This is a genomic window from Eisenbergiella porci, assembly GCF_009696275.1.
Classification (GTDB): Bacteria; Bacillota; Clostridia; order Lachnospirales; family Lachnospiraceae; genus Eisenbergiella; species Eisenbergiella porci.
Window position 1 is genome coordinate 1 of the sequence record NZ_VUMI01000004.1, and the last position, 16,666, is coordinate 16,666.

The following is a 16,666-nucleotide window of genomic DNA, read 5'->3' on the forward strand; positions in this document are numbered from 1 at the left end:
CATCATTAAAACGGCATAAGAGGTCCGCATGTGCGACTTGGTTCAAAAGGAAAGTACTAAATCAGGGGCTTGAAGTTCATATCAAGCTCTTGATTTTGAGCCCCTGACTTAGAACTTTCCTAATCTATTCTGAATAATTATATACCTATGTTCGGCATCATAATTGCATTTAAAAAGATTGATTTTCAGAAGGGCATCTTTGGTAGTCCGTGGAATGGTATAAATAACTTTAAATTCCTGTTTGCAACCAAGGATGCATTTATTATTACAAGAAATACAATTTTATATAATATCGCCTTTTTTATTGTAGGAACAATCTGTTCCATTGCGCTGGCGATTTTTATTAATGAAATCCGTTCAAAGCAGATGAAAAAAATTTATCAGACATTAATATTGCTTCCATTTCTGATGAGCTGGGTAATTGTAAGCTATCTGCTTTACGTTTTCCTTTCAGGAGAAACCGGGCTGGTAAATTCCAGCATTCTCAAGCCCCTGGGGCTGGCGCCTGTCAGCTGGTATCAGGAAAAAAAATATTGGCCGTTTATCCTGGTATTTATGAACCTGTGGAAAGGCGCAGGATACAGTATGATTATCTATTTGTCCAGTATTGTGAGTATCAGCACTGATTATTTTGAGGCCGCAAGAATTGACGGAGCAGGAAAATGGCAGCAGATACGGCTGATCACACTGCCATTGCTGAAGCCGACAGTTATAACTTTGTTTATTATGAGCATCGGACAGATCTTTCGTTCAGATTTTGGGCTGTTCTATCAGCTGCCAAGAAACAGCGGTGCAATTTATTCTGTGACAAGAACGTTGGATGTTTACATATATCAGGCATTGATGCAAAATAGTGATTATGCAATGTCCAGTGCAGCCAGTTTCTACCAGTCCATAGTTGGATTGGTACTGATTGTGGCAGCGAATGCCGTAGTCAGAAAATATGAAAAATCCAGCGCGATCTTTTAGGAGGATGCATTATGAAAACAAGAGAATACAAAATTACGCAGTTTATATCCCATTTTGTTCTGATTATTGCATCACTGGTAGTACTCCTCCCTTTTCTGCTGTTAATTGTTGCATCCTTTACAGATGATGTATGGGCGACAGCAAACGGATTTTCTTTTTTTCCGGCAAAATGGAGTCTTGATGCGTACAGTTATATCTGGATGCAGAGGAGTATGATAGGACAGGCATATCTGATGACAATTCTGGTTACCTTTGTGGGGACTGCATTGAGTTTAATTATCACTACGCTGTTGGCCTATGCTACCAGCAGAGATGATATGCCCGTTATGAAGATTATCAACTTTATGATAATTTTTACTATGCTATTTAACGGCGGACTTGTAGCAACCTATTATTCTTATGTAAATTTCCTTCATATAAGAAACACATTCTGGGCATTGGTGATGCCGGGTCTGATGATGAATGCCTTCAATATCATTCTGATAAGGAATTATTTTAGAAACAGTATTCCGGCCAGTCTGCTGGAAGCCGCAAGGCTGGACGGCGCGGGAGAGTTTTTGGTATTCGGAAGAATTGTTATGCCTTTAAGCAAGCCGATTGTAGCTACCATTGGTCTGATGACCGGTCTGTCTTACTGGAATGACTGGCAGAATGGACTGTATTATCTGACACCCCGGGGCGGAAGCAAATATTATACAATTCAGGTTATTCTGAATAACATCAATGAAAATATACAAACATTGCTGCAAAATGCTAACTTCCTTCCGGGAATGACAATTAAACTGCCCTCCACAACCATTCGTATGGCAATTGCAACGGTGGGAATTCTTCCGATAATGATAATTTATCCGTTTTTTCAGAAGTATTTTGTAAAAGGCATTACACTCGGCGGAGTAAAGGAGTGACATACATATGAAAAAATATATGGACAGCACCTTGTGTCCCAAAGAACGGGCAAAAGATTTGCTGGAACAGATGAGCCTGGACGAGAAGATGGGGCAAATTACAGGATTTATGCCAGTTCCCGGGGAAATGGGCCAGTTGGAAATGGAACATCCCCATGGAGTGGGCGCTGTTTCCTGCCTGTGGATGATGGGCTTTGACAGCATAGAAGAAGCGGCAGATTTTCAGCGAAATATACAGAAACAGGTAATGGAACTGAGCGAACATCATATTCCTGCCGTATTTCATTTGGAAGGATTGTCCGGCGTCTTGCTTCGGGAAGCACCCAATTTTCCATCAGGGATTGGCAGAGGTGCTGCATGGGATCCAGGGCTTGAGTATGAAATAGGCAGTTTGATAGGCAGGGAAGCTGCTGCTTTGGGTGTAACACAGGTTTTTGCCCCTGTACTGGATGTGACAAGAGATGCCAGATTTGGGCGTCATGGGGAAAGCTACGGAGAGGATCCTGTATTGGTGTCGGCTCTGGGCTGTGCTTATGCAAAAGGGATTCATGATAATAGAACATATCTTAAGCCGGAATCCGTTGCGAAACATTTTCTGGGGTATCATGCATCTCCTAACGGAATACATGCTACCAGCGTGAATATTACGGAGCGGGAATTGCGGGAAATCTATGCAAAACCCTTTCAGGCAGCAATTTCAAAGGCCGATCTGCGGGGAATTATGCCGGCATACAGCGCTGTCAATGGAGAACCAATAACCGGTTCAAAAAGCTATCTGACGGATCTGCTTCGTACGGAAATGGGTTTCGATGGTTTGACGGTATCTGACTATACTGCAGTCTGGGAAATGTATGATAGGCAGAAGGTAGCGGCTTCCCTTAAGGAAGCTGGGCTGCGCGCTTTGAAGGCGGGAATGGATATTGAACTGCCAAACTGCCGTTGCTGCGGAGAAGAATTAAAAGAAATGTTCGCTTCAGGAAAAGAAAAGATTGAAGTACTTGACCGGGCGGTGATGGATATTCTGGAAGCCAAGTTCCGTATGGGTCTGTTTGAAAATCCTTTTGCAGCTGAGACAGGAAGTCTTCGGAAGATGTTTCATAAAGAAGGAGAGGGAGAGCTTTCCCTTCTGGCAGCACAGGAATCCATGGTACTTTTAAAGAATGACGGCATACTTCCGTTGAAGAAAGAAAAGTACAGGAAAATAGCAGTAATCGGTTATCATGCGGATAAAATACATGCTTTGTTCGGCGGGTATACATATTTAAGCTTTGCAGAAGGATTATTTATTGCAAAGAATACGATGGCCGGTGTGGACACCGGAGTAACAGACGGAAATACAGAAACCTATCCGGATAGTATAGTACAGAAGGAAAAGCCGGAAATTGAGGCACAAGCAAGAAAGGCAAAACCTCAAATTAAATCTTTGTTGGAAGTTATAAAGGATAATTTTAATGAGGCAGAAGTTGCATATGAACCCGGATATGATTTTATTGGGACTGATACGTCCTGTTTTGCTCAGGCATTAAAGTTAGCCGCTGAGGCGGACTTGATTATTCTTACACTGGGTGGAAAATATGGCACTGGTTCCATGTCGTCAATGGGTGAAGGAATAGATAATACCAATATTAATCTACCGGAGTGTCAGGAACTTTTTCTAAAGGAATTAAGCAGTATAAACACACCAAAAGTCGCTATACATTTTGATGGACGACCGATTTCTAGTGACAGTGCTCAGGATATAATGAATGCAATTTTGGAGGCATGGACACCTGCGGACAGAGGGGCAGAGGCTGTTGTAAATATACTTACAGGTAAATATAATCCGTGTGGGAAGCTGCCGGTTACAGTAGCTTATAATGCAGGGCAGGAACCTATATATTATAACCATCCAAATGGTTCTTCCTGGCATCAAAATACGAAATCAGCTTTTAAACGGTATGTGGATTTACCTCATGAGCCCAGATATTGTTTTGGGTATGGTTTGTCTTATACGGAGTATTCTTATTGTTGTATGGAAATCGACAGGAAGGAAATAAAGGGGAATCAGCCGATACATATTTCCGCTGTAATTAAAAATATCGGTAGCTGGGATGGAGTGGAAATAGTACAGCTTTATGTACAAGATCGCAGTGCTTCAGTTTTGAGGCCAAACATGGAACTTGCAGGATTTGTAAGGGTGCCATTGAAGATTGGTGAAAGCCGAAAGATAATATTCAGCTTATGGCCTGATCAGCTGGGGTATATTTGCCCTGACAAAAATTGGATTCTGGAAGCCGGAGAGGTGGAAATTCTACTGGGCTCATCTTCTGAAGATATCAGGCTGCATGAATCCGTAAGAGTGATGCTGGATATCCCTGTGGAAGAAAAGAGTCGGAAATTCTATGCATCAGCAGAAATTTTGAAAACACCTGAGGGAAGAAGCACAGATGAAATGTAAAAAGCATTTTTATTAGTTATGTATAAAAAATTAGCATAATAAAACAGGAAAGGGAAAAACACAATATGTATAATTCGATAAGGCCGGGCCAAGTATGGCTGGACACAGAAGGAAAGAGAATTCAGGCTCATGGAGGTTCTGTGATTTATATTGATGGAACTTACTATTTTTATGGGGAAAATAAGGAAAAGACAGATGGAAAAAACGGTATCTGGCATTGGGGGGTACGTTGCTATGCTTCCAAAGATTTATATAATTGGGAGGATAAGGGGCTGATCATTCCACCGGAACCGGAAAATCCGGCCTCTTCATTGCACCCGGCTTCCCAGATGGACAGACCACACATTATTTATAATATGGAAACAAAGAAATATGTGGCATGGCTGAAAATAATGAATAAAGATAGAACACAAACGGAAACGGTGCTTACAGCTGATAAATTTCTGGGACCATATACAAAAGTACGTGAAGGTTTGAAACCGTTGAATATGAGCGCCGGGGATTTTGATCTGGCAGTGGCGCCGGATGGCAAAGCCTACTATTATTTTGAAAGGGTACATTCCGAAACAATTTGTGCAGATCTGACTTCGGATTATACAGATGTAACAGGATACTACAGTACGCATTTTCCCCATCCTTATCCCCCATATGTAAGGGAAGCAACAGCACATTTTATAAGAAAAAACAAGCATTATCTTATTACCTCCGGAACTACGGGTTATCTGCCTAATCCGTCAGAGATAGCAATAGGTGACAGCTGGCATGGACCATTTGTTATATTGGGAAATCCGCATCAGACAGACGAAAGTAATACTTCCTTTCATTCCCAGATTTCTTCTGTATTCAAAGTGCCGGGGAAAAAGGATCTTTACATTGCTTGTGCAGATCGCTGGCTGCCAGAACATATGGATGAAAAGTATGAAGAGTATTCAAAGCTGTTTGAAGCTATGTTCAATCCGGAGACTGATGTTGACTGGAAAGAACTTGCTAAGGAACATCCTCAGGATATATCGGACAATACTTCTATTGCAGATTATGTTTGGCTGCCGTTACGGTTTGAAGAACCGTCACAGGAGCATCCCTTTGGAATGGTATATATTGACTGGCTGGATGAATGGAAGATTGAAGATTACGAGTAAAGGATGATACATATATGCTTAGAACATTATTTAATGACAATTGGAAGATAACAAAATTAACTGGTGGAATCCTTGGAATGCATATCATGGGATATGGAGAGGCAAAAGATGTTACGTTGCCTCATGACGCCATGATTGAAGAAGAAAGAAAGCCGGATTGTGTGAGCGGAGTCAGCACTGGTTTTTATCCCGGCGGAATCTACCGGTATGTAAAACGGTTTTATGTTCCCGGGGAATGGGCGGAAAAAACGGTTTCCCTTGAGTTTGAGGGCAGCTATATGAATACCCGTGTTTATCTGAATGGTGATTATATGGGAGGCTGTGCTTATGGGTACTCCAATTTTTACATCCCTTTGGATAAAGGGCTTTTATATGGGGAAGAAAATGAAATAGCTGTTCTTGTCAATAACAGTGCACAACCAAACAGCAGATGGTATTCCGGCAGCGGTTTATACCGGAATGTGAACCTGATTGTCGGGAATTATCTTCATATTGCCACGGACAGTGTAAAAATCACTGTGCCTGAAATTGAAAAAGATGCAGCGGTGGTTTGGGTAGAAGGAAGACTGAAAAATCAGGATAACCAGAACCATAGTGTGTTACTGAAAACTGTAATTTTCGGCCCTGATAATGAACCGGCGGCAGAAGAAACAAACAGGGTGACAGTTTATGGAAATACCAGCGCCTATGTGAAGCAAAGAATAACGATAAGGAAACCGGCGCTGTGGAGCTGTGAATCACCTGATTTATATCGGTGTGAGCTTCGCATACTGGAAGCGGGAGAGGAAAAAGACGTTGAAATTGTGAATTTCGGAATCAGGAAGCTGAGTCTGGATGCGGTAAACGGGCTAAGGATTAACGGACAGGAGGTAAAGCTTCGTGGAGCCTGTATCCACCATGACAATGGAGTGATCGGCGCATGCACGCTTCCCCGGGCCGAAGAACGCAGGTGTCGTCTTCTGAAGGAAGCCGGCTTCAATTGTATCAGAAGTTCCCATCATCCGCTAAGCAAGGCCATGCTGGATGCCTGTGATCGCTTGGGCATGCTGGTAATGGATGAATTGTCCGATATGTGGGAACATCCTAAGAATATCAATGACTATGCCATGTTTTTTCCTGATTGCTGGGAACAGGATCTGAAAAGGATGATAGATAAAGACTATAATCATCCATGCGTTATCATGTACAGCACAGGAAATGAAATTCAGGAAGTGGGTACGCCGCGAGGCGCTGAGTTAAACAGGAGAATCTGTGAAAAAATGCGGATGCTGGATCCGTCCAGATATACAACAAATGCGTTTAATGGTCTGTTGGCATCTTTGGATTACAAAATGGAAATCAGCGCGGCACTTCGGGAGAAAGCCTCCAGAGAAAAGAAAGGGCTGAATGATATAATGGGTGAAGCGATAAATCCTTTTCAAAAGGAAGTCATTAATGCATCTTCAGTTCACCCTCTTATGACGGCAAAAATAGATGAGTTTATGGCTCCGCTGGACATTGCAGGCTACAATTACCTTACAGTCAGGCATGAAATGGATCGGGAGGAAAAGCCGAACAGAGTCATTCTGGGTACAGAAACATTTCCATCGGAAATAGCTGAGCTTTGGAAAATCGTCAGGAAAAATAAGTATGTGATCGGGGATATGACGTGGACCGGATATGATTATCTGGGAGAAGCTGCCCTGGGACTGATAACCTATGATGGAGAGCAGAAGGAAGGCGGCATGTATCGGACCGCATATGCCGGGGATATCGATTTAATAGGACACAGGAGGCCTATTAGCTTTTTCAGGGAAATAGTGTTCGGTTTAAGAAAGGATCCATATATTGCAGTTGAAAGGCCGCAATATTTCGGCAGGAAACCGAAGAAATCCCAGTGGGCATTCGAAGACAGTATTTCAAGTTGGACCTGGAGAGGATATGAGAAAAAGCCGGTTATTGTGGATGTTTACGGTGATGGTGATGAAGTGGAGGTCTTCGTTAACGACAAATCCAAAGGGCGCCGGCCGATGGGAGAGAAATTTGGTTTTGCTGCAAAATACCAGTTGGAATATGAACCGGGTGAGATAAAGGCGGTACTTTATAAGGATGGAACGGTTTGCGGATGTTATGAGCTCAGGACAGCAGAGGCAGAAGTCGAATTATTTGCGGAGGAATGTGATACTGTTTTGAAAGCGGACGGTCAGGATATCGTATTCCTTACGGTTGGAATGAGGGATAAAAGAGGAAATATCAATCTGCAGGAGAAGAAAGAAATCAGCATTTGTGTAGAAGGGGAGGGTATCCTTCAGGGATATGGAAGTGCGGATCCTGCGGCGGAGGAAAGCTATAAGGATACCGTTTGCCATACCTTCGACGGCTATGTACAGGCGGCTGTACGTTCCGATAAAAAAGCCGGAACGATTAAGGTTACTTTTTGTACGGAAGGGTGTAAGCCGTTGGAGATAGCTGTGTTAACTGAGGTATAAGTGCCTGCAGATAAAAATCATAATAACCGGAAAAAGAAGCTTATAGTACGTAGATATAGTAGCTGAGAAGACAGAGTGTGCACCACGATGTTTTCTCAGCTGTTTTATTTGGGAAAGTGATGTTGAGAGTTGCTATAAAGAAGGGATGTACCCTGAAAGAATTCAAATGATACAAATGAACTGCCTGGATAATCTTTTAAATACAGCTTAATGTACTTCAACCCTACAAAGCTTTTTATAAAAAGCAATACCATATTTCATAAACGTATGATATCCTTCTGAACGCAAACCTGCATCATACTGCTTTTCTTCAATTTGAGAAAGCGCCTGGATGGCTTTTTCATCCAACTGTTCATAGGAATCTGCTACTTTTGTTTCAATAATAATTGCTATACCTTCATATGGCGCTGAGCGGATAATAATGTCACTTCTCCCCATACCGCTTTTCCGTTTGTATTCGACAATATAGCCTTCCATCATTTTCATCAGTCCTGCCGTGAAACCGTGTATTTCCTCATAAGTGATATCTTCATGAACCTGTTTTTCGATGCATTCTCCTGCAATCAGATTTTCAAGTTCCAGCTTTATACTACTATCCGCATGCTCGATCAAATTACGTATAATATCATTAGATGATGTATTGGCCCAATATGGCCGTGGCAGAGAATTTATATTGACTTCAGCTTCGTTCACATAATTAATCATACTCCACTGTTTGGCCTATTCAATATTTTCAGGGAAAAATTTATCCAGTATTTTTAAATGTTCTTTAGAGGTATATCCCCATAAAATTGCACTCAAAGCCCGGATTGCCTCAGGACGTTTACGATATTAGGTTCGGTGGGAGATATTTGCAATATGAGGACGCAGCTTTTCATCTGTATTTTGCAGCTGCTGTGGGGAGAGATAGCTGTAATAAAGTAGCCAGTAATATTGTTCGCCGTGTTTGTGTTTACTTCGCAGAATTTCTACAGCAGAAGTCAAAAGTGTCAGCATTTTGTTGCTTCTTTCTATGCTCTTTGCATAGCTTTCCAATTTGGTACCTCCGACATCTGCGCCAGCCAGATATATCGAATCAAGGAATTCTTCAATAGTGCTGCCATATTCAATCTGGAAGGTAGTCCGTACCTGTTGAACGGCCAACGCCAGGTTCCACACAGCGTCCCGGTAGTTTTTCAGCAGACGCCAGGTATCATGGAATAATGGGTCATCCTGCTCGGTTGTAATATTTTATTTTTTTTATTTTCACTCATAATTTTAACCTCTTTCTTTATTTTCTGTAGTTTTCTTAGTTTGCATCAAGTACCCATCAGGAGTGGGCTCAGGCGATAAAGTTAGTTCAAACCGATATATCGTCTGCATATCAGGACATCCCAGCCTTAAAGAGTATCTAATAATACCTTACCTGCAGTCGGATAAAGGAGATAACTTATATTGTGTTAGCGGACATTCACAACATGAAACCCCTTGCGTAGCAAGGATTTGCGCTGCTTTTCTTACAATATAGAGAATGTGTATTTTTGAAACGCTGGAGGAATCGTTTGAAACGGAAGAACATTCGGGTATAGTGGATAAATCAATTTGATTTTTATTTATTATGTGTGTATCTGGATCATTTTCAGCTGTTATGTTCACTGGGATTTTAAAAGTCATTGAAACCTCCTCTTTGTCAATCATGATATCGCTGATATTAAACATAGTAGAAAGATAACTGCAAAGATAAATAATACTGCCGTTTCTACCTGTAAAGTTTATTATGGAGAGATATCCTTTTTCCTGAAATTTATTAAGGTATCTGCTGACAGTTGACTTAGAGATGCCCCATCGCAGGGACATTTATATGGAGGTTCTTATCTGATATTAGAGAACGTATAAATTCACGATAGATACGGCATCGTGGATAATCTACAATTTGTTTAATTTCCAATTGATATTCCATTGTTATCCCCCAAGTTAATTTATTGATTGGAATCATTAATATAGGGGAAAGACGTTGTTGTCCTTCCCCTGTGATTGTGCTGTCTGTTTCAGCCACTTTTTTGTTTATGCAGAATGGATGTTAAATTGAATTATTTAGCGAGTTTAGTAGTATGTATCCCTCATGCATCCCTCTAAAGTACCTTTGTTTACGTTTTCACGTGTGGAAATTCAGGTTCTAAAAGCATAAAGCTCTTATGGAGGGCTTACATATAAATAATACTGGATCCCAGCATACTTGATGTGGCGTTGGTTAATGAAGATGTTCATTATTCAAAGGGAACAATAGCGATTATGCTGATACTGGCAGGCCAGGTGGTGACGAACGGTTCGTTCGATCAGTTATTTAACCTGTATTCATCTCCGGTTTACCAGGTGGGAGATACGCTGGATACCTATATTTTCAGAGAATCCTTTATTACAGGCGGACTGAACTATGGATATTCTACAGCAATTGGTATGTTTAAATCAGTTATCGGGGTTATTATGATAACAGTCAGCAATAAAATAGTGACCGCGATAGGTGTGAACGGATTATATTAGGACCGATAAAAACGGGAAGAAATCCTATCCCATGTGGGGATATGCAGGGAGTGAATCCTTTATTAATGCCAGTGTCTCCGATGAAAAACTGGACAAAATACTTCAGCTGTACGATTATCTTTTGTCTGATGAAGGTGCTTTACTGTCCACCTATGGCTCGGAAGGCGATACTAATGGAATTGCTTCTCCTGTAAGCAGTAATATGATAGTGTGAGAAAAAATGTATTTGTTGTGAGTTACAAGTAACAGGAAATTCTCCGCATGCTTATTTCACCCTGGAAAAGTCCTGGGGGGTAAAATACTTTCTGCCCCCCAAGACATCCTTTATATGGTATTATTCTACATCCTGCAATGCTGCAAAATCCTCTTCCCCGGTGCGGACCTTGACAACTCTGTCAACACTGTATACGAAGATTTTACCGTCACCGATATGCCCTGTATATAGAGTTTTCTTAGCCGTATCGACTACGCTGTCAACAGAGATCCTGCTGACCACAACCTCGATCTTGACCTTTGGAAGCAGGGTGGCGTCAACCTCAACACCGCGGTACATTTCTCCGGAACCCTTCTGAATGCCGCAGCCCATAACCTGAGTGACGGTCATACCGGTAACGCCCAACTCATTGAGCGCATTTTTGATTTTGTCATATCTGGAAAGCCTGGTAATAATGACAACCTTGTGAATGTCGGCATCTGCAGCGGAGGTCTGTTTTACGACGCTGATGGCTGCGTTCTTCTGTGCTTCGGAGGCCATTTCGTAATCGGAAGTGCCAAGGCTTGTATTCTGGTTGATATCCATCGTCATAGTGTTGGAAACGTCCAGGATGGAAAAACCGGAGTAGGCGCTTGCCAGGCCGTGTTCTACGGGATCAAGACCCTGAAGCTCTTCTTCCTCGCTGACACGCAGACCTACCAAGGCTTTGATGATTATAAATGTAAGGGTAATGGTAACCAATGTCCACGCAGCAACGCTCAAAAGCCCCAGTAGCTGAATACCAAGAAGTTTAAAACCGCCGCCATAGAAAAGGCCGGTACCTGCGATCTGGTTTGCGCCGAAGCTTACGCCGTCACCGAAACCTCTTGAAAAGGCAGGAGCGGTATCTGTCGCGAAAAGGCCGACAGCGATGGTGCCCCAGATACCGTTTAAACAGTGAACCGCTACAGCACCTACAGGATCATCAATATGTAGTTTATAATCAAGGAGCCATACGCCGAATATCACCAGCAGTCCGGCTACAGTGCCGATGATAATTGCACCAAAGCAGTCGGTTACATCACAGGGGGCGGTAATGGCAACCAGGCCTCCCAGTGAGGCGTTTAAGCACATGGAAACATCGGGCTTTCCATATTTAAGCCAGGTAAAAATCATACATACGATGGTTGCCACAGCAGGTGAGACTGTAGTGGTAAGAAAGATAGAGCCAAGTTCGGAAACACTGGTAGCAGCGGCACCGTTGAAACCATACCAGCCAAGCCACAGGATAAATACGCCCAAACAACCGATGGGAAGGTTATGGCCGGGAAATGCGTTTACTTTTATGACCTTGCCGGATTTATCTCTTTCAAATTTACCGATGCGGGCGCCTAATATCTTTGCGCCGACAAGGGCGCTGATCCCGCCAACCATGTGAATCGCGCAGGAGCCGGCAAAATCATGGAAACCGATTTGCGCAAGCCAGCCGCCGCCCCAGATCCAGTGTGCTTCGATGGGGTAAATCAAGGCGGAGATTACGCCGGAGTAGATGCAGTAAGAAAGAAATTTCGTTCTTTCTGCCATAGCCCCGGATACGATGGTTGCGGTAGTTGCGCAGAACACAAGATTAAATACAAAATTGGACCAGTCGAAACTTTCATAAGCGGTGAAGATGTCAAAACCGGGCTTGCCGATGAAGCCCAATAAATCTTCACCAAGCAGGAATGAAAAGCCGATTAAAATGAACATTACTGTACCGATACAGAAGTCCATCAGGTTTTTCATCAGGATATTTCCCGCATTTTTGGCTCTGGTAAAGCCGGTCTCCACCATGGCAAAGCCGGCCTGCATCCAGAATACCAAAGCGGCTCCAATCAGGAACCATACGCCATACACTTCACTGCTGATGGCTCTCAAAATTTCTTCAGTCATAATAGTTTCCTCCTCATTCTTTTTTTTCGGCTTTAGGGCGGTACGAAAGCATACCGGACATAAGCCGTGTGAAACTGCAGAAACATCAAAAGCGCGGACTCTGTTTTTTGAGTTCGCGCTTTTGCGATGTTCCTTATAAGAGAATTATATCTAATTTGCGGATACATCCGGCAGAAAGTTCAGGGCTTCCTGACGGATGTATCCGCGTTTAAAGAATGCCTGACAGCCGGGGAGAGTTATACAGGGTATTGGCCGTCAAAGCACGCTTTACATAAGGGAAGTTCCCGGGTCATCTGTTTTAGAACTTCGAGTTTCAGATAACCGAGGGAATCTGCGCCGATTTCGGTGCAGATTTGGGAAGCTGTGCGGGAAGAAGCGATCAGCTGGTCGTTGCTGGGAACGTCGGTTCCGTAGTAACAGGGGAATAGAAAGGGCGGGGAGCTGATGCGTACATGAACCTCTCTGGCGCCTGCGTTCTTTAGCATACCAATCAGGCTTGCTATAGTAGTGCCTCGGACAATGGAATCATCGATGAGGACAAGCCTTTTATCCCTGACGACATTTCCCAGTACGCTCAGCTTCAGATGGACAGCTGATTCCCGCTCCTTTTGGGTAGGTTTTATAAAAGTTCTTCCCACATAACTGTTTTTATAAAATGCAAAGGCAAACGGCAGGCCGGAGGCCTGTGCATATCCCATTGCAGCAGTGATGCCGGAGTCAGGCACTCCGGTGACCAGATCTGCATCTACAGGATAAGAAGCGGCAAGCGCCTTTCCGGCACGGATTCTTGCGTCATAGATATTGATTCCATCCAGTATGGAATCCGGCCGGGCGAAATAGATGTATTCAAAAATGCAGTGTGCATGTTTTTCCTGAACGAGACGGCGGTCAGAACGGACCCCATCTTTTGAAATCGTAATGATTTCACCGGGCTGTATGTCACGGATAAAGTCAGCGCCCACTGCGGTCAGGGCACAGCTTTCGGAAGCAAGGATATAGCTGTTTCCGCGTTTCCCGAGGCATAAGGGTTTTAGCCCCAGGGGATCCCGCACACCAATTAATTTTCTGGGACTCATGATGACCAGCGCATATCCGCCTTTCAGCTTTCTGGCAGTCTGCAGTATCGCATCCTCCACACAGGAGGTGTGTGTTCGTTCCCTGGCGATATAGCAGGCAATCACTTCGGAATCCGTTGTCGTCTGGAAAACAGCGCCTTCTTCCTGGAGTTTTTGCGCCAGCTTCTGCGCATTGATCAGATTTCCGTTATGGGCCAGGGCAAGCGTTCCCTTCAGGTAACTTAATACCAGGGGCTGCGCATTTTCAGCGGTGCTTGCCCCGGTAGTAGAGTAGCGGACATGGCCCACGCCCGCACTCCCCTTAAGTTTTTCCAAAATATCAGTATGAAAGACTTCACTTACAAGCCCTGTATCCTTGTGCCACGAGATATTCCCCTTGGGGCCGCAGGGGTCGCATACCGCTATACCGCAGGCTTCCTGTCCCCGATGTTGCAAAGCGCACAGCCCCCAGGCAACATCGGGGGCTGCGGCGCTGCCATCGGTATGATAGATACCGAATACACCGCATTCTTCTTTGAGTTTATCAAATTCTTCACATCGATTATTCATCGTTTTTGTGCCACTTTCCCTTTCCTTTTCTCAGACGGAGAATAACAGCTTTTCATAGTTCGGATAAGGAAGAATCTCATCTGGAAGATACTTTTCAACAGAATCCGCTGCTTTTCTGAGCGCATTCATATCGGAGAGAACCGTTTCATAATAAAATACCGCGGCTTCCTGCATTTCGGTCAATGCTTCCGCTTTGGCCGTATCGGCTTCCAGTTTTTCTTCCGCCCGGAAAATTTCTTCATAATATACAGAGAGCTTTTCCAGAAGCCGTTCCTGTGAGCTGCATGAAAGTTCCGGAAGGAGGGCCTTTTTAGCACGAAGGGAACTGGCGATTTTGTCTGTGTATTCCATCAAAGCAGGCAGGAATTCTCTGCAGATCATATCCTGCATGGTCTTTGCTTCAATGTGGAGTGTTTTACAATAGTTTTCCAACAGAATCTCATATCTGGAGTAAATTTCCTCCCGGGTGAAAATATGATGTCCCGTAAAGAGCGCCACATTTTTTTCAGCGATAAAATGGGGCAGTGCCTCAGAAGTGGACCTTAAGTTATAAAGCCCTCGTGCGGCAGCTTCTTTTACCCATTCCTCCGTATAGCCGTTGCCGTTGAAAATTATTTTTTTATGATTGAAAATGGCCCGCTTTACCAGACCGTGAACCGCTTCCTCCATCTGGTGGGAGGGAGTGTCCTTTAATTCTTCATAAAACTGGCGGAGGGCTTCCGCTACGGCGGTATTCAGTACAATGTTGGGACCTGCGACGGAAATGGAGGATCCCAGCATACGGAATTCAAACTTGTTGCCAGTAAAAGCAAAGGGAGAGGTACGGTTCCTGTCAGTGTTGTCCTTGAAAAAATGGGGCAGTACCGCAGCGCCGGTCTCCATTTGGATCTTTTGCTGCTTTCCGAAAAAAGTGTCGTTTTCAATGGAATTTAAAACAGCTGTCAGTTCATCGCCAAGGAAAATGGAAACAATGGCCGGAGGCGCTTCATTTGCGCCAAGCCTGTGATCATTGCCTGCGCTGGCCACAGAAACCCTCATCAGATCCGCGTACTCATCCACCGCTTTGATGACTGCCATCAAAAAGACGAGAAACTGAATGTTTTCAGCGGGAGTTCGGCCGGGATCCAGCAGGTTAACGCCGGTATTGGTGATCATGGACCAGTTGTTGTGCTTGCCGGAACCATTGATGCCTTCAAATGGTTTTTCATGAAGAAGACATACCAGTCCATGTCTGTCGGCTACTTTTTTCATCATTTCCATGGTAAGCTGATTATGGTCCACGGCAATATTGGCCGTATCAAAAACAGGCGCCAATTCATGCTGGGCAGGGGCTACTTCGTTATGTTTTGTCTTGGCCGGGATGCCCAGCTTCCAGAGTTCTTCATCCAAATCATGCATGTAAGCGGATACACGGGGCTTTAAAGCGCCGAAATAGTGATCCTCCATTTCCTGCCCCTTGGGAGGCATTGCGCCAAGCAGTGTCCTTCCGGTAAAGATCAGATCTTTTCTCTTTTCATAGAGGGCTTTGTCCACAAGGAAATATTCCTGTTCAGGGCCGATGGTTGTGGAAACGCTGGTCACATCGTTTTTGCCCAGCAAATGTAAAATTTTTACCGCTTCCTTATTAAGTGTCTCCATGGAACGCAGAAGGGGCGTCTTTTTATCCAGGGCTTCTCCGCTGTAGGAGCAAAAAGCGGTGGGAATATACAGCGTCCTGTCTTTAATGAAGGCAGGGGAAGTGGGATCCCAAGCGGTGTAGCCCCTTGCTTCAAAGGTAGCCCTCAAACCGCCGGAAGGAAAACTGGATGCATCCGGTTCCCCTTTCACCAGCTCTTTTCCTGAAAAATCCATAATTACCTGGCCGTCGCCGATGGGGGTAATGAAACTGTCGTGTTTTTCAGCGGTGTGGCCGGTCATGGGCTGAAACCAGTGTGTGAAGTGAGTGGCACCATTTTCAACCGCCCACTCCTTCATTGCCACAGCCACAGAGTTGGCCACATCCAGCTCCAGATGCGTATTATTTTCAATGGTTTTGCGTAGCGCCCTGTAAATATCCTTCGGAAGCTTATCGCGCATGACCTTGTTATTAAAAACCAGGCTGCCGTAAAGTTCGGGAATTCCTTTTGTCATTAAAAGTTTCTCCTTTCGGTTTATAGTAAAAAAAGGCACTCTGGAAGGATTTCTTCCAAAGCGCCTTTGCTTTATGGTTCGCATCATACTCCTGTTTTTGCAGGCTGTCAAGAAAAAATTTTGAAAATTTCAGAACCTGCTCCAGGGTTACTGTTCACACCCCATTTGGGTCCCTGCCACCGCCGCCCTATGGCCGTGCCTCTGTGTCCACCAGCCGGCTTAGATGTTGTTTCTTAGAGGGCACGCTTTCGCTCGATTAAAAACGCAACGGTACTAACGCCGCAAAAAACGCGGCGTAAGGACCGGCGTTTTTAGACGACCCTTACAGAAAACAACATCTAGGCCGGC

13 protein-coding genes are annotated in these 16,666 nt (G+C 44.1%); 7 read left to right on the forward strand and 6 right to left on the reverse strand.

Annotation, left to right across the window (positions count from 1 at the left end; translation table 11 throughout):
- The first annotated feature begins 147 nt into the window (after nucleotides 1–147).
- From FYJ45_RS03210 to FYJ45_RS03230, 5 genes are all read left to right on the forward strand, one after another.
- Nucleotides 148–969, forward strand: a complete 822-nt coding sequence (locus FYJ45_RS03210; protein WP_154463463.1) for an ABC transporter permease — start codon at nucleotides 148–150, stop codon at nucleotides 967–969.
- Between the two features lie 11 nt (nucleotides 970–980).
- Nucleotides 981–1,874 carry a carbohydrate ABC transporter permease gene (locus FYJ45_RS03215; protein WP_154463464.1) on the forward strand — a complete coding sequence of 298 codons (894 nt, stop codon included), beginning with the start codon at nucleotides 981–983 and terminating at the stop codon, nucleotides 1,872–1,874.
- Between the two features lie 88 nt (nucleotides 1,875–1,962).
- Nucleotides 1,963–4,311, forward strand: a complete 2,349-nt coding sequence (locus tag FYJ45_RS03220; RefSeq protein WP_408609483.1) for a beta-glucosidase family protein — start codon at nucleotides 1,963–1,965, stop codon at nucleotides 4,309–4,311.
- 140 nt (nucleotides 4,312–4,451) lie between these two features.
- Nucleotides 4,452–5,450: a family 43 glycosylhydrolase gene (locus FYJ45_RS03225; RefSeq protein ID WP_276891039.1), complete on the forward strand. Its 999-nt coding sequence runs from the start codon at nucleotides 4,452–4,454 to the stop codon at nucleotides 5,448–5,450.
- Between the two features lie 14 nt (nucleotides 5,451–5,464).
- Nucleotides 5,465–7,918: a glycoside hydrolase family 2 protein gene (locus FYJ45_RS03230; protein WP_154463467.1), complete on the forward strand. Its 2,454-nt coding sequence runs from the start codon at nucleotides 5,465–5,467 to the stop codon at nucleotides 7,916–7,918.
- 207 nt (nucleotides 7,919–8,125) lie between these two features.
- Here FYJ45_RS03230 and FYJ45_RS31645 read toward each other — a convergent pair whose 3' ends face one another.
- The 3 genes from FYJ45_RS31645 to FYJ45_RS03245 form a co-directional block, all read right to left on the reverse strand.
- Entirely contained in the window at nucleotides 8,126–8,611 is a 486-nt protein-coding gene (locus tag FYJ45_RS31645) for a PD-(D/E)XK nuclease domain-containing protein (RefSeq protein WP_276891037.1), read from the reverse strand.
- Nucleotides 8,612–8,749: 138 nt separating this feature from the next.
- The gene (locus tag FYJ45_RS33390) at nucleotides 8,750–8,953 is read right to left on the reverse strand and encodes a hypothetical protein (RefSeq protein WP_330588509.1); all 204 of its coding nucleotides are present in this window, start codon (nucleotides 8,951–8,953) and stop codon (nucleotides 8,750–8,752) included.
- A gap of 366 nt (nucleotides 8,954–9,319) precedes the next feature.
- On the reverse strand, nucleotides 9,320–9,571 hold the full coding sequence (locus FYJ45_RS03245; RefSeq protein ID WP_154463469.1) for a hypothetical protein: 252 nt from the start codon (nucleotides 9,569–9,571) through the stop codon (nucleotides 9,320–9,322).
- A gap of 618 nt (nucleotides 9,572–10,189) precedes the next feature.
- On the opposite strand from FYJ45_RS03245, the gene FYJ45_RS03250 reads away from it, so the two are divergent.
- Both FYJ45_RS03250 and FYJ45_RS03255 read left to right on the forward strand, forming a co-directional pair.
- Nucleotides 10,190–10,438 (forward strand): hypothetical protein, encoded by a 249-nt coding sequence (locus tag FYJ45_RS03250; RefSeq protein WP_154463470.1) that lies wholly within the window; start codon nucleotides 10,190–10,192, stop codon nucleotides 10,436–10,438.
- A gap of 31 nt (nucleotides 10,439–10,469) precedes the next feature.
- Nucleotides 10,470–10,652 (forward strand): hypothetical protein, encoded by a 183-nt coding sequence (locus FYJ45_RS03255; RefSeq protein WP_154463471.1) that lies wholly within the window; start codon nucleotides 10,470–10,472, stop codon nucleotides 10,650–10,652.
- Nucleotides 10,653–10,772: 120 nt separating this feature from the next.
- Here FYJ45_RS03255 and FYJ45_RS03260 read toward each other — a convergent pair whose 3' ends face one another.
- The 3 genes from FYJ45_RS03260 to FYJ45_RS03270 form a co-directional block, all read right to left on the reverse strand.
- On the reverse strand, nucleotides 10,773–12,563 hold the full coding sequence (locus tag FYJ45_RS03260) for an ammonium transporter (protein WP_154463472.1): 1,791 nt from the start codon (nucleotides 12,561–12,563) through the stop codon (nucleotides 10,773–10,775).
- A 236-nt stretch (nucleotides 12,564–12,799) separates the two neighbouring features.
- Nucleotides 12,800–14,188: an amidophosphoribosyltransferase gene (purF, locus tag FYJ45_RS03265; protein WP_154463473.1), complete on the reverse strand. Its 1,389-nt coding sequence runs from the start codon at nucleotides 14,186–14,188 to the stop codon at nucleotides 12,800–12,802.
- Nucleotides 14,189–14,218: 30 nt separating this feature from the next.
- The gene (locus FYJ45_RS03270; RefSeq protein WP_154463474.1) at nucleotides 14,219–16,318 is read right to left on the reverse strand and encodes a glutamine synthetase III family protein; all 2,100 of its coding nucleotides are present in this window, start codon (nucleotides 16,316–16,318) and stop codon (nucleotides 14,219–14,221) included.
- Between the last annotated feature and the right edge of the window lie 348 nt (nucleotides 16,319–16,666).

Coding starts and splice junctions, on each gene's coding strand:
- FYJ45_RS03220 (WP_408609483.1), top strand. CDS start 1,963: ATGGGGCAAATTACAGGATTTATGCCAGTTCCCGGGGAAATGGGCCAG.
- FYJ45_RS03230 (WP_154463467.1), top strand. CDS start 5,465: ATGCTTAGAACATTATTTAATGACAATTGGAAGATAACAAAATTAACT.
- FYJ45_RS03250 (WP_154463470.1), top strand. CDS start 10,190: ATGCTGATACTGGCAGGCCAGGTGGTGACGAACGGTTCGTTCGATCAG.
- FYJ45_RS03270 (WP_154463474.1), bottom strand. CDS start 16,318: ATGACAAAAGGAATTCCCGAACTTTACGGCAGCCTGGTTTTTAATAAC.
- FYJ45_RS03245 (WP_154463469.1), bottom strand. CDS start 9,571: ATGACTTTTAAAATCCCAGTGAACATAACAGCTGAAAATGATCCAGAT.
- FYJ45_RS03260 (WP_154463472.1), bottom strand. CDS start 12,563: ATGACTGAAGAAATTTTGAGAGCCATCAGCAGTGAAGTGTATGGCGTA.
- FYJ45_RS03210 (WP_154463463.1), top strand. CDS start 148: ATGTTCGGCATCATAATTGCATTTAAAAAGATTGATTTTCAGAAGGGC.
- purF (WP_154463473.1), bottom strand. CDS start 14,188: ATGAATAATCGATGTGAAGAATTTGATAAACTCAAAGAAGAATGCGGT.
- FYJ45_RS03215 (WP_154463464.1), top strand. CDS start 981: ATGAAAACAAGAGAATACAAAATTACGCAGTTTATATCCCATTTTGTT.
- FYJ45_RS03255 (WP_154463471.1), top strand. CDS start 10,470: ATGTGGGGATATGCAGGGAGTGAATCCTTTATTAATGCCAGTGTCTCC.